Genomic DNA, 13,277 nt, shown 5'->3' with positions numbered 1-13,277 from the left:
GATACCTTAGCGCCATGACCCGAGAGATGACAGCCCTGGTTGTGGCCGCCGCGGACTCCGTCGAGGACCCGAGCGCGTTCGCCGAGACGACAATGCCGGTGCCGACCCCCCGTCCGCACGATCTCCTCGTCGAGGTCCGCGCGGTCTCGGTCAACCCGGTGGACACCAAAGTGCGTGCAGGCCTGCGTGACTCCGATCCCCCGAGGGTTCTGGGATTCGACGCGGCGGGAATTGTCGTCGGGATCGGCGACGAGGTGTCGAGGTTTGCCGTTGGGGACGAGGTCTACTACGCCGGTTCGATCGATCGGCCGGGAACGAATGCCGAGTTCCACCTGGTCGATGAGCGGATCGTCGGACGCAAACCGTCGTCCCTCGACTTCGGCGCGGCTGCCGCACTGCCGTTGACCACGATCACTGCCTGGGAGTCGTTGTTCGAGAAGCTGCGGGTCGATTCCGCGGACTCGGGAACGATCGTCGTGGTGGCGGGTGCCGGGGGCGTCGGCTCGATGGTCATACAGTTGGTCCGGACCCTGACTGATCTCACCGTGATCGCAACCGCCTCACGGCCTGAGTCGCAGGAATGGGCGCGAGGGCTCGGGGCCCACCACGTCGTCGACCCGAGACGCCTGCGCGAGGACGTGCGGTCGTGCGCCCCGGGCGGAGTGGATTACATCTTCTCACCCCACTCGGACGGGAATGTCGAGTCCTATGCCGACATCATGGGCGTACACGGTCAGGTCGTCGCCATCGACGAACCGGAAGGTCTCGATACCCTCCCGCTGAAAGACAAGAGCCAGAGCTGGCACTGGGAGTTGATGTTCTCCAAGCCGTTGTTCGCACCGGAAGACGACTCGCAACACCAGATCCTCGGCCGGGTCGCCGAACTCGTCGACGCCGGCAAGATTCGCAGCACTGTCAACCGCGAACTGGCTGGCTTCACAATCGACAATCTTCGTACAGCGCACCAGGTTTCCGAATCCGGAGGGGCGATCGGCAAGGTGGTCCTCACGCGCTGACCACTGCGGACGAGCAGGCGGACCCTCACCAGGTGGCGAGTAACTCCATGAGGTGCGCTTCGACGAGGGAGGGCCGGGGTGTGCGTGGTCCGGGTCGTGGTGGCCGGTAGTCGATGACGTGGCTGGTTGTCAACCACGATCGGCGCGCTTGATCGCCGGGCCCCCTGCTCCCTGAGGAGTGCCCGGAGCTTGCGGAGGGCGCGTCACGAAGGGTCCGGCGACCGCGCCTGCCAAACCCTCGGGTGGTCGGTCCGTGGATCTCGTTGCGCACGGTGTTCAGATGTTCTGCGAACCGCCGGGGTATGTCGGGTCGGCGGTTGAGGTGTTCGGGGTTGGGTGGCGCGCCGGGTTCGGCGTTGAGTCGCCAGGCGCAGCGGCCTTCGTCGGGTCCGTCGCGGACCACCCGGGTGGTGTATTGGCCGGGTTGGTCGCCGACCATGCGGTTGTGGCGTGGACAGGCGGGTGCGAGGTCGTCGATGTCGGTGAGACCGCCCTTGGCCCAGTCCTTGTGGGCGTGATGGAGTTCGACGTGGGTGGCGGGTTGGTCGCAGCCGGGTGCCGAGCACACTTCCCCGTCGGGGCGGGCGAAGGAGACGAGTCGTTGTTCGCGGGTGGCGAGGCGTCTGCCCCGCCCGAAGTACAGCGGGACGGTGGTGGCGTCTTTGAAGATCGCCAGCCATGGCTGGATGTCGGCGGCCATGGCGATGAGGTCGGGGATGGGGAGCAGGGTGCCGGTGGCGGTAGTCGCCAGTCCGGCTTCGCGGATCAGGTCGTTGAGGTCGGCTTTGATGATCAGTTGGACGGGTAGTCCGCGGTGCGAGGTTCCCAGTGTTCCGTCGGCGAAGCCGGCGGCCAGTGCGGCGTCGAGGGCGTCGTGATTGGTCTGGGCGAGGGTGCGGCCGTCGCGGTCGGCTGCCGAGGCCAGGGCGTCGGGGTCGGCGGTGCCGGCCGGCCCTTGGGGCGACTGTGGGTCGTCGGGGTTGTTGAGTCCGGGTTTGCCCCACACGGCGAACATCATGGTCAGCCGGGCGGCGAGTGCGGGGGTCAGTGTGCCGGAGATTTTGGCGGTGCCGTCGGCTCGTTGTCGGCCGATCCACAGGCCGCGGCGTCGTTTCTGGTCGGTGTCGTCGGTCAGGGTGCCGTCGGGGTCGAGGTGTGCGAGCAGGCGGGCACCGAGTTGGGTGATGTCGGCGGGGGTGTGTGCTTCGGCGATGTCGGCCATCTGTCGTTCGGCGGCGACCTTCACATCGTGGTCGACGGCGGCCGGGATGCGGTCGAGGACGTCGAGGGCGGCCTGTACGTGTGCGGTACCGACCGCGCCTTGTGCGAAAGCTTCAGCGAGGCAGGGGTGTTCGGGTGGGAGGACCTCGCCGCCGAGGCTGGTGCGGTGGGCGGTGGCGTCCATTTGCTTACGGCGGCGCATCGGGTTCGAGACTCGTAGCCGGTGGGTCATGAATTGCATGAGGGTGCGGCAGCCCGCTTTGCGGGGCAGGTCGCGGGCGACGGCCTGATCGATCTGCCGGTCACCGGCAACGGTGAGTCGCGCGATGGCGCGTTCGGTGGCAGAAGTGACTTCGATCAGTTCTTCGTCGGTGCACGAGGACAAGTCGACGGTCTGTAGTTCGTCGAGGTTCGCGTGTAGTTCGGCGACGAGTTCGGCCGCGCGGGACACGGGCGCGCCGTGGTCGGCGAGTGGTGTGGTGCTGGGCATGACGGTCACCTCCCCCGAAAACCGGTGTTGCGAATGTAGGTTCGAGTGTACACCAATCCAGACGTATGACAAGGCCAAACATACTGCTGTGCAATGCTATTCGCTGATGTCGACTTGTCGGTGTCGTGTGGTAGGGGCCTCGGACGGAAGCTCTTCCCTGGATTCACGCGGCGACCTGTCCGACAGGGCCACCGCCCGTGGCTCAGCGCACGACCTCGCGATGCCCGGCGTCGAGGCGGCGGGTCCAATGACGGCCGTCGAGGTGCTCCAGTAGCGGAATCACCACGCGCCGAGTGGTTCCGAGCGCTTGGCGGGCGGTGCTGGTGGTGAACGGCTGATCGAGCGAGGCGAGGGTGCGCATCGCCAGGGCGGGGGCAGTCGGCAACAGCACGACGCCGTCGCGCAAACGGAGAATTCGGCCCGTGCGTTCGGCGGCGGCGAGCTCTCGGGCGCCCAGGCCGAGTGCGGTGAGGTCATCGGCCTCGGGTGCACGGAACGGGTGGTCGGTGAGCCGGCGCTCCAGTGCGCTGACCGCGTCGTCTGCATCACCCAGGGAGGGCTTGTGACCCGGAACGGCCAGATGCCCGTCGGACGACGACAGCCCAGCGTCCGAGACTACGGTCGCCAGCAGCGTCGTGTCCGGAAGGCCGAGCAGGGCAGGTACGCCGGACGCGGAGAGCCCCGCCGACAATGGATCTCGGTCGTGGAGATCGACAACGGCGGCGCGGAGACGCTCGGCCCATGCCGCGAGGGAGGATTCGGCGACCCACCATTCGCCGATCACTCGTACGCCGTGGGGAGTGGGCTCGGCGTCGTCGACGAGGCCCAGGCGAGCCAGATCGGTGACGCGCATCGCGCCGCGCCGATGCACTTCTTCGGCGGCCCCGGCGCCGTCGGACATGGCCGCCAGCGAGGCCGCGCGTCGTGTTGCGTCGCCGCGCCGGGTCAGTGCCGGGGGATCGGGGTGCAACACGACGCCGCCGCCGACGATACGTCGGCCGGGATCGCGCAGGACCAGCCGATCGCCCCGTGACATCGGCATGGCGCGCGCGAGCGTCACGCGCGCGTGGTCACCGTCGAAGGGGCGCAACCGGACCGGTAGCGCCGCTGTGCCGATGTGCGCGACGAGGTGTTCCGGTGCCTCCTCGAAGGACATGCCGCTCACGCGCCGGACATCGGCGACTGCGGAGGTGTGCCAGGCTCCGGGCGTCACGAGTGCGTCGCCACGCGAGACGTCGTCGACGCCGGCGCCGCGCAGATTGATCGCGACTCGGCTGACCGGGCCGGCGGTGGTGAGAGTCGCACCCTCGCTCTGCAGTCCACGGACATCGAGTCGTCGGCGGCCGTCAACCGTGACCAGGTCCAGGGTGTCGCCGACCGCGACGGTCCCGGCGGCCAGGGTGCCGGTGACGACGGTGCCGGCGCCGGTTCGGGTGAAGACCCGGTCGATCCAGAACCGGACACGACCCGCGGTCGGCGGCGGTGATGTCCGGGCCAGGACGGCGTCGAGCCGGGTGCGCAATTCGTCGATACCGGAGCCGTCGGTCGCCGATGTCACGACCGCCGGCGCATCGGCAAGGCCTGTGCGGCTGAGGTGATCACGCGACAGATCGATCACTTCGCGAACGCGGTCGGGCGAGGCCCGGTCGGCTCGGGTGATGACCAGTAGGCCGTACTCGATGCCGAGGCCGGCGACGGCGTCACGATGGTCGTCGGACTGGGCGCTCCATCCCTCGTCCGCGGCGACGACGAACAGGACGACGGGCGCCGGGCCCAGGCCGGCCAGCATGTTCGGGATGAACCGCTCGTGGCCGGGGACGTCGACGAAGGCCACGTCGGCACCGGAAGGCAGTGTGGTCCAGGCGAAGCCGAGGTCGATCGTCAGCCCGCGGCGTCGTTCCTCTTCCCATCGGTCCGGCTCGATCCCGGTCAGAGCACGCACCAGTGTGGACTTCCCGTGGTCCACGTGTCCGGCGGTGGCCACCACGTACTTCACGAGCACGACTTCACGACGCGTCCAGAGCCTGTCGGATCGCGGCGAGTACCTGCGCGTCGTCGGCCTCGGGAACGCAGCGCAGGTCCACGAGACAGGCATCGTCGTGAACGCGGGGCAGGACTGCCGGATCGCCGAGGCGTAGACGAGCGGCCGTCGCGACCGGGAGCCGCACCGCCCACCCGGGCAGCGGCACGCCGGGTGCGCCACCGCCACCCACCCGTCCGTCATGGGCGACGACCGGGAATCCGACTGCCGCGCCGACGGATTCGGTACGCATGCGAAGTCTGTCGGAATCGGCGTGGAGGTACTCCCAGACGGGAGGTCGTGGGCCGCCCACGGTCGCCTCCATCGCGGCCAGTGCCAGCTTGTCCGCGCGAACCGCCCGTGCGAGAGGGTGTTTCGCGAGGCGCTGAACCAGCGCCGCATCGCCGAGGAGAAGTCCGGCCTGCGGTCCGCCCAGGAGCTTGTCGCCGCTGGCGATGACGAGGTCGGCACCGGATTCGAGTGACGTGGCGGCGTCGGGTTCGTCGGGCAGCAGCGGGTCGGGCTGCAGGAGTCCGCTGCCGATGTCGGCGACGACGGGCACGCCGTGCGCCCGGGCGAGGTCGCGCAACTCGGACAGCGAGGTCTCGCTGGTGAAACCCTCGACCCGGAAGTTGCTCGGATGCACCTTGAGGATCGCTCCGACGTCGTCGTCATCGGTGAGTGCGTCGGCGTAGTCGCGCGCGTGGGTGCGGTTGGTGGTGCCGACCTCATGCAGCCGGGCACCTGTCGACGCGATCAGTTCGGTGAGCCGGAAACCTGCGCCGATCTCGATCATCTCGCCACGACTGATGACGACTGCACGCCCGGCCGCCAGCGCGGTCGTCGCCAGTACCAGTGCGGCCGCACCGTTGTTGACCATCAGAGCGTCTTCCGCTGCGGGACAGGCTCGTAGGAGAGCGGCGCGGGTGGCCGCCCCGCGCTTCGACCGGGTGCCGGACTCGAGATCGAGTTCCACGTCGACGTAACCCGACGCTGCGCCGACGGCGTCGAGCGCCGCGGGCGACAGCGGTGCCCGCCCGAGGTTCGTGTGCACGACGACCCCGGTGGCGTTGAGCACGGGGCGAGACGACGACGCATACGACGCGCTCACCGACTCGACGACGATCCGCTCGACGTCATCCGGTAGCGTCTCGCCGCGGCGGGCCGCGTCCTGAGTCTGTCGGATGATGTGGCGAATCGCGTTGTCGCCCAGTCGTGCTCGCGCCGCGGACACCGCGGGCAGGGCCAACAGTGCGTCGGTCCGCGGGATCCGGCGGCGCGGATCGGTGACGGGGGGCTTCGACACGGCTCCTCGCTTCGCTCGTCACCGGCTGAGCCGGCGGGGGTCACGGTCGACCCCTGGCGGAGGCGGACGGGAATCGAACCCGCCAGGCCGAGATACTCGACCTCCTCGGTTTTGAAGACCGGGGAGCCCACCAGGACCCATACGCCTCCATGCGGTCCCAACCTATCCGACGTGCGGCCGGGTCAGTCCTGCCGGTGTGGCCAGTTGCCCTCGGTGATGAGTTCCTCGAAGTGGCGGATCAGCTTCGGGTTGAGATCGTCGTCGACGGCGCGCTCAAAGTCGCCGTCCCAGTTCGCGAACCACTCCTCATCGCGCTTCATCAGGAAGATCGGCCAGCCGTGGGTGATGTCGAGTTCGTCGGCGTAGAGGTCGGTCGACCCGTCCTCTCGCATGTACCAGTAGTCGTGACCGGATTCCCAGAACGCCTGCAGCTCGCCGGCCGTGACGTAGTACTCGCCGTCTGCTTGCCTCATGTGCCCGATGGTAGCGATCGCCGGAGGGCCGTATCGGCGATTGCCGGAGGGCTACCCTCGACACGGTGACAGTGCGAAGCGAGACAGCCATCCGACTGACCGGTTACGCCCACGGCGGTGGATGCGCGTGCAAGATCCCGCCGGGTGAGCTCGAGCAGGCGGTCGCGGGACTCACCGGCCAGGTCGGAGAGGACATCATCGTCGGGCTCGACGACGGCGACGACGCCGCGGCGGTGCGTATCCGCGACGACCTCGCGGTGTTGTCCACCGCCGACTTCTTCACCCCGGTCGTCGACGATCCGTACGACTGGGGCCGCATCGCCGCGGCCAACGCGCTGTCGGACATCTACGCCATGGGCGGCACCCCCGTCGTCGCGATCAACCTGGTCGGGTGGCCGCGGGAGGTGCTGCCGATGGAGCTGATGACCGAGGTGCTGCGCGGCGGTCTCGACGTCGGGGCGCAGGCCGCCTGTCCGGTGATCGGCGGGCACACCATCGACGATCCGGAACCCAAGTACGGCATGGCGGTGACCGGGGTGGCCGAACCCGACCGGTTGTTGCGCAACGACGCGGCCGAGCCGGGGTTGCCCATCACGCTGACCAAGCCGATCGGCGTCGGGCTGTTGAACAATCGGCACAAGCAGACCGGCGAGGTGTTCGACGAGGCGATCGCCCTGATGACGACGCTCAATCGCGATGCGTCGATTGCTGCGGTCGCGGCCGGCGTCCGTGCGGCGACCGACGTGACCGGCTTCGGTCTGCTCGGGCATCTGCACAAACTGTGCCGCGCGTCGGGCGTCGGCGCCGTAGTCGACCGCGCTGCGGTGCCCGCGGTCGACGGCGCGGCGCAGGCCCTGCGCGACGGGTTCGTGTCGGGGGGTACCCGCCGCAACCTGGACTGGGTACGGCCGCACCTCACGGTCGATTCCGGTGTCGCCGAGGACGACCTGTTGTTCCTCGCGGACGCACAGACCTCAGGCGGGCTGCTCGTGGTCGGCGAGGTCCCGGGCTATCCGGTGATCGGCGAGACGGTGGCGGGGACGGGTATCCGTGTTCGCTGACTCGGTTGCGAAGACCCTTCGTGACGCGCCCTCCGCAAGCTCCGGGCGCTCCTCAGGGAGCGGGGGTGGGCCCTTGCCCTCCGCAAGCTCCGGGCCCTCCTCAGGGAGCGGGGGCCTTGCCCTCCGCAAGCTCCGGCCTCCTCAGGGAGCGGAGGGTGGCGCTTGCGTTCAGGGAGCGGAGGGGTAGCGCTTGCGCGGTGGGCTCAGGGCGCGGGCGGCCCGGTGGTGATCGAGTCGTCGGTGATTCCGGCCGCGCGACGGGCCGCGAGGCGGCGCTTCTGCGGTTCGATCGTGTAGCGGGGGTTCTTGGCCGACTCGATGCCGGCGTCGAAGACGCCGAATCGCGTGCAGGCCGACGCGGCGAGCAGGGCGAGTCCCGAGACGACCGCCAGGGGGCGGGAGCGACCGCTGAGCAACGCGCCCACTCCGCCGGCGACGGCGAGTCGCTCGCTCCAGCGCAGCAGGGTGCCGGCCTTCCCGTGGTGGAGCGGTTCGGCGGCGACCGGGTCCATCCGTCGCTCCGTGAGTCGCATCGCCGCGAGGTCGCCGACCACCCCCAGCACCGCGAGCGTCCGTGCCGGCCCGGCCTGACCGACCGGCGTGGTGACCAGCGCCAGCCCGCTCGACGCCAGGCTCGCGGAACCGACGAACACGAACGGCAGGTCCCGGTGCATCGCGTTCCAGGTCGGCACGGCGGTGTCGGAGAGCAGCACCGCGGTGTACACCGCGAGCGGCGGACCCGCCAGACCGGCGGCCAGCCCGGCGGGGGCCTCGACGGCGCGCAACACCGGACGAAGCGGGCCGAGCGGCAGCCGCGCACCGGTCATCCGGTCGACTTCGGCGACCGCCGCGACGCCGAGTGCCCCGCTGAACGCCGACAGGATCCAGGAACCGACGCTCATCGGCGACGTCACCTTGAACGTGCGCAACATGTTGTAGAACCGGTCCGGCCGTCCGAGATCGGCGACGAGCGCGATCCCGCCCAGACCCACGGCACCCAGACCGCCGAGGCGGGCGTTGCGGCGCAACGCGTCCCGCCCGGTGAGCTGGGCCCCGGCGGCCAGGACGCCGGAGCCGCCGGCGACACCGCCGAGAAACAGGTAGGCGGCGACCTTCTCGTCCCAGGGTGGCGGCTTGACGACGGGATGCCCGTAATACGAGGTGAATTCGGCGTCGGGCACCATCGACATCTCGCGGTTGCCCTCGCCTTGCCCGAAACCTCTACCAGGCCTTCGTTTTCCGCCACGGCCGAAACCCCGGCCGCGCCGCCGGGGTGGTTCCGGCGGGCGGAAGGAGTCGAACTCCGACGAGGTCATCGGCCGCCCCGCAGGAACGAGAGTGCGGCGGCGGCCAGCATTCCGGCCGCCGCGATCCCGGCGCGTTTGTACATGGCCGGCAGATCCGCGGTGCACACCCGCGGGTCCGGCGGCAGTCCGTAGACCTCCGGCTCGTCGAGCAGCAGGAACACCGATCCGGTACCGCCGACACCGTCGTTCGGGTTGGCGCCGTAGAGCCGCGCCTCGGTCATGCCCTGCTCGTGCAGCGCCCGGACGCGGGCGTGCGCGTCGTCGACGAGGTCGTCGTGGTCGCCGAACTTGATCGACGTGGTCGGGCAGGTCTTCGCGCAGGCCGGTGTCTCGTCGTCGAGCAACCGGTCGTAGCAGAGCGTGCACTTCTGTGCGACACCGCGTTTGGGCACCTCGGGCTGCTCGCCCTTGCGCTCGCCGGAGCGGGTCGTCGGCGCGGCGGTGCCGTCGGCCCGACGCTCGACGACGCCGAACGGGCATCCGGCCACGCACGTCCCGCAGCCGTTGCAGACGTCGTCCTGGATCACGACGGTGCCGAACTCGGTGCGGAACAGCGCGCCGGTCGGGCAGACGTCGAGGCACCCGGCGTGGGTGCAGTGCTTGCAGACGTCCGACGACATCAGCCAGCGGAACTCGGGGGTGTCGGGCGGGGCCGGGGAGGAGTGCTCAGCCGGCTGGGAGGCGGTGTCAGCAGGCGGGGAGTCGGGCATCGCGGGCATGCCCAGTCCGACGAGCGCACGCCCGGACTCGCGGGCCTCGGCGATGCGGTCGGAGTTCTGCTCGATGAAGGCGACGTGACGCCAGGTGCTCGCGCCGAGGGCGACGGTGTTGTCGTACGACATCCCGGTGAGCGCGAGGTCGCCGTCGCGCGGGTTGCCGTTCCATTCCTTGCACGCCACCTCGCAGGCCTTGCAGCCGATGCAGATCGAGGTGTCGGTGAAGAAACCCTTGCGCTCCTCGTGGGTGCTCCAATGCGCGTCGGCGCTCGGATCGGATGGCCCGGACAGCTGTCCCATCTATTCCTCCGCCTTCCCGGTGATGTGCTGGTTGTCGGTCTCGACGGTGACCCCGGCCCGCTCCTGGTAGGCCCGCTCCTGGTAGGCCCGCTCCTGGTAGGCACGCACCAGGTCGAGCAGTGCCCGGCCTTGCGGCCGGCGCCCGGCGACGACGTCGCACGAGCCCACCTTGGACTCCTGGATCTGCACGTTCGGATCCAGCGTGACCCCGATCAGGTCGTTGGCGGCGTCGCCGCTGACCACGGCGTCGGAACCCACGCCCCAGTGATAGGGGAGCCCCACCTGATGCACCTGCCGGCCGTTGATGGTCAGCGGCATCATGCGGTCGGTCACGAGCACCCGCGCCTCGATCGCGGCGCGCGGCGACACGATCGTCGCCCAGCCCTCGTTGGTGAGGCCCCGCTCTTCGGCGAGTTCGGGTGAGACCTCGCAGAACATCTCCGGTTGCAGTTCCGACAGGTACGGCGTCCAGCGGCTCATGCCACCCGCAGTGTGGTGCTCGGTGAGGCGGTACGTCGTGAACACGAACGGGTACACCTCGGAACCGGGGCTTTCGCCGCTGGGTGCGTCGAGATTGTCCGTGCGGGGGAACAGGACTCGCGATGGCGACTGCTGCTGGGGGTACAGCGCGTTCACCACCGGGGATTCCTGCGGTTCGTAGTGCGTCGGCAACGGGCCGTCGACCAGTCCGCGCGGGGCGTAGAGCCAGCCCTTCCCGTCGGCCTGCATGACGAACGGGTCGTCGCCGCAGAGGGCGTCGACGCCGCCGACCGACGGGTCGGGGCCGGCGTCGGGGGCCAGGTCGACCGGGAAGTCGGGCACGTCGGGACCGACCCACCGCCCGGCGTCGGCGTCCCATTCCATGTACCGCTTGCGTTCGCTCCACGGCCGGCCGTCGGGGTCGGCCGACGCGCGGTTGTAGAGGATTCGACGATCCGCCGGCCACACCCAGCCCCACTCGTGCTGGGTGACCCCGCCGCCGCCCTGCGGGACCCGGCGTGCGGCCAGGTTTCGCGGTCCGTCGGTGTCCGCGCCGGTGTAGACCCCGGTGTAGATCCAGCAGCCGCCCGCGGTCGAGCCGTCGCGCTTCATCTGGGTGTAGGACGTGAGGTTCGTGCCGGCGTCGGCACCGGTCACGTGGTAGCCGTTGATCTCCGACAGCACGGACTCGGGATCGGGGTTCCCGTGGTCGTCGAGGGGATAGTCCCAGGTGATGTCCAGCAGTGGGCGGTCACGTTCGTCGGTCGACCCGGCGAGGCGTTCGCGGATGCGCCGCCCGAGTTCGTAGAAGAAGTCCATCTCGCTCTGGCACTGGCCCGGTGGATCGACCGCCTGGTGGCGCCACTGCACCATGCGTTGGGTCTGCGTGAACGAGCCGGCCTTCTCCACATGCGTGGCCGCGGGGAGGAAGAACACCTCGGTGGCGATGTCCTCGGTGCGCAGCTCGCCGGACTCGATCTCCGGGCCCTCCTTCCACCAGGTGGCCGTCTCGATCATGTTGAGGTCGCGGACGACGAGCCACTTGAGATGCGACATCGCCATCCGCGCCTGACGCCCGTTGGCCGATCCGACCGCCGGATTCTGGCCGAGGACGAAGTAACCGTCGACCTTGTCGGCGAGCATGTCGACCGTCGTCTGGAAGGTCCCGGCGGGCCCGGTGAGCCGGGGCAGGTAGTCGTAACACCAGTCGTTCTCGGCGGTCGCGGCGTCGCCGAACCACGCCTTGAGAAGACTCACCATGTAGTCCTCGGCGTTGGCCCAGAAACCCTTCTCGGCCTTCGACGTGATCGCGTCGATGTAGTCGGCGAAAGTGTCGTGCTTGCCCGCCGAGGGCATCGGCAGATACCCGGGCAGCAGGTTGAACAGCGTCGGGATGTCGGTGGACCCCTGGATGCTCGCGTGTCCGCGGAGGGCCATGATGCCGCCGCCGGGGCGCCCGACGTTGCCGAGCAGGAGTTGCAGGACCGACGCGGCGCGGATGAACTGCGCGCCGAAGGTGTGCTGGGTCCAGCCGGTCGCGTACCCGAAGCACGTGGTGCGCTCGCGGCCGGAGTTGTCGGTGACGGCCCGGGCCAGATACTCGAAGTCGCGCATCGAGATCCCGCACATGTCGCGCACCATCTCGGGTGTGTAGCGCGAGTAGTGACGCTTGACGATCTGGAACACGCTGCGCGGGTGTTCCAGGGTGTCATCGCGCACGGTCGCCCCGTGCTCCAGCGGCGGCCCGCCGGAGCCGTGCTCGTGCCCAACCGCGCGGTCCTTCACCCGCGGCCCGTCGTCCGGGTGGCCGGGCGACTCGACCTTGCCGTCCTCGCTGTCGCGGCCACCGTCGTCGGAGTGGGCGGACGGTTCCTCGTAAGCCCAACTGGTGGCGTCGTATTCGCCGGTCTCCGCGTCGAAGCCGGAGAACAGGCCGTCGAGATCCTCGGTGTCGCGGAAGTCCTCGGCGATCAGGGTGGCGGCGTTCGTGTACGCGACGACGTACTCGCGGAAGTACTTCTCGTGCGTGATGGCGTAGTTGATGAGCGCACCGAGCAGGACGACGTCAGAGCCGGCCCGGATGGAGATGTGCCGGTCGGCCACCGCAGAGGTACGGGTGAAACGCGGATCGACGTGAATGATCGTCGCGCCCTTGGCCTTCGCCTCCGACACCCACTGGAAACCCACCGGGTGCGCTTCGGCCATGTTGCCGCCCATGAGGACGATGCAATCGGCGTTGGCCATGTCCTGCAGTGATTGCGTTGCGCCGCCGCGTCCGAACGAGGCCCCCAGACCGGGAACCGTGGCGGAGTGTCATATGCGGGCCTGGTTCTCGATCTGGATCGCGCCCGCCGCGGTGAAGAGCTTCTTGATCAGATAGTTCTCTTCGTTGTCGAGGGTGGCACCGCCGAGCGAGGCGACACCGGTGGTCCGCCGGAGCAGCCGGCCCTCGTCGTCGCGGTCCTGCCAGCCACGGCGTCGGGCCTCGAGGAAACGGTCGGCGATCATGTCGATCGCGGTGTCGCGATCCAGGTCCTGCCATTCGGTCGCGTACGGGGCCCGATAGCGGATGGAGGTCTGCCGCATCGGGTTGTTGACCAACTGCTCGCTCGACGCGCCCTTGGGACAGAGCCGCCCGCGGGAGATGGGGGAGTCCGGGTCGCCCTCGATCTGGACCACCCGCTCGTCCTTGACGTACACCTTCTGCCCGCAACCCACCGCGCAGAACGGGCACACGCTCTGGACCACACGGTCCGCGGTGGCGGTGCGCGGCTCGATGTCGCGTGTCCTGGCCGAGGTGACCGCCGGTCCGCGCCCGAAGACGTCGCCCGACCGCAACTGGCGGAACACCGGCCATTCGAGGGGGCTGAAGGCTGGCACGGATTCG

The 13,277-nt window shown here is 69.5% G+C and carries 9 protein-coding genes and 1 tRNA gene; 2 read left to right on the top strand and 8 right to left on the bottom strand.

Annotated elements, in window-relative coordinates:
- The first annotated feature begins 14 nt into the window (after window positions 1-14).
- Complete coding sequence (locus ACFVHY_RS16495; protein WP_390273752.1) at window positions 15-1,016, top strand: zinc-binding alcohol dehydrogenase family protein; 1,002 nt, start codon at window positions 15-17, stop codon at window positions 1,014-1,016.
- Between the two features lie 25 nt (window positions 1,017-1,041).
- Here the strand turns inward: ACFVHY_RS16495 and ACFVHY_RS16490 are convergent, their stop codons facing one another.
- From ACFVHY_RS16490 to ACFVHY_RS16470, 5 genes are all read right to left on the bottom strand, one after another.
- On the bottom strand, window positions 1,042-2,727 hold the full coding sequence (locus tag ACFVHY_RS16490) for a DUF222 domain-containing protein (RefSeq protein ID WP_390273750.1): 1,686 nt from the start codon (window positions 2,725-2,727) through the stop codon (window positions 1,042-1,044).
- A gap of 202 nt (window positions 2,728-2,929) precedes the next feature.
- Complete coding sequence (gene selB, locus ACFVHY_RS16485) at window positions 2,930-4,723, bottom strand: selenocysteine-specific translation elongation factor (RefSeq protein WP_390273747.1); 1,794 nt, start codon at window positions 4,721-4,723, stop codon at window positions 2,930-2,932.
- Between the two features lie 10 nt (window positions 4,724-4,733).
- Complete coding sequence (selA, locus tag ACFVHY_RS16480) at window positions 4,734-6,053, bottom strand: L-seryl-tRNA(Sec) selenium transferase (protein WP_390273745.1); 1,320 nt, start codon at window positions 6,051-6,053, stop codon at window positions 4,734-4,736.
- 54 nt (window positions 6,054-6,107) lie between these two features.
- Window positions 6,108-6,202 (bottom strand) — tRNA-Sec (locus ACFVHY_RS16475).
- Between the two features lie 33 nt (window positions 6,203-6,235).
- Window positions 6,236-6,526: a hypothetical protein gene (locus tag ACFVHY_RS16470; RefSeq protein WP_065631414.1), complete on the bottom strand. Its 291-nt coding sequence runs from the start codon at window positions 6,524-6,526 to the stop codon at window positions 6,236-6,238.
- 65 nt (window positions 6,527-6,591) lie between these two features.
- Here ACFVHY_RS16470 and selD point away from each other — a divergent pair, with 65 nt between their 5' ends.
- Window positions 6,592-7,587, top strand: a complete 996-nt coding sequence (gene selD, locus ACFVHY_RS16465) for a selenide, water dikinase SelD (RefSeq protein WP_390273742.1) — start codon at window positions 6,592-6,594, stop codon at window positions 7,585-7,587.
- Between the two features lie 203 nt (window positions 7,588-7,790).
- Here the strand turns inward: selD and nrfD are convergent, their stop codons facing one another.
- Genes nrfD through fdh form a run of 3 tightly spaced genes read right to left on the bottom strand, consistent with a single transcriptional unit; the run spans window position 7,791 to window position 13,270 of the window.
- Window positions 7,791-8,903: an NrfD/PsrC family molybdoenzyme membrane anchor subunit gene (gene nrfD / locus ACFVHY_RS16460; protein ID WP_390273740.1), complete on the bottom strand. Its 1,113-nt coding sequence runs from the start codon at window positions 8,901-8,903 to the stop codon at window positions 7,791-7,793.
- On the bottom strand, window positions 8,900-9,910 hold the full coding sequence (locus tag ACFVHY_RS16455; RefSeq protein ID WP_390273738.1) for a 4Fe-4S dicluster domain-containing protein: 1,011 nt from the start codon (window positions 9,908-9,910) through the stop codon (window positions 8,900-8,902). Before ACFVHY_RS16455 ends, nrfD begins: the two co-directional genes overlap by 4 nt.
- Entirely contained in the window at window positions 9,911-13,270 is a 3,360-nt protein-coding gene (gene fdh, locus ACFVHY_RS16450; RefSeq protein WP_390273735.1) for a formate dehydrogenase, read from the bottom strand. It abuts the gene before it with no gap.
- Between the last annotated feature and the right edge of the window lie 7 nt (window positions 13,271-13,277).

This window comes from Gordonia sp. NPDC127522 (assembly GCF_042672305.1).
Lineage (GTDB): Bacteria > Actinomycetota > Actinomycetes > Mycobacteriales > Mycobacteriaceae > Gordonia > Gordonia hongkongensis.
The sequence above is the reverse complement of the archived record's forward strand: the minus strand, read 5'-3'. Positions and strand labels throughout refer to the sequence as shown.

Bases quoted from the DNA above. Each gene is read 5' to 3' on its own strand.
- ACFVHY_RS16495 (WP_390273752.1), top strand. From the start codon at position 15: ATGACCCGAGAGATGACAGCCCTGGTTGTGGCCGCCGCGGACTCCGTC.
- ACFVHY_RS16490 (WP_390273750.1), bottom strand. From the start codon at position 2,727: ATGCCCAGCACCACACCACTCGCCGACCACGGCGCGCCCGTGTCCCGC.
- ACFVHY_RS16470 (WP_065631414.1), bottom strand. From the start codon at position 6,526: ATGAGGCAAGCAGACGGCGAGTACTACGTCACGGCCGGCGAGCTGCAG.
- nrfD (WP_390273740.1), bottom strand. From the start codon at position 8,903: ATGACCTCGTCGGAGTTCGACTCCTTCCGCCCGCCGGAACCACCCCGG.
- ACFVHY_RS16455 (WP_390273738.1), bottom strand. From the start codon at position 9,910: ATGGGACAGCTGTCCGGGCCATCCGATCCGAGCGCCGACGCGCATTGG.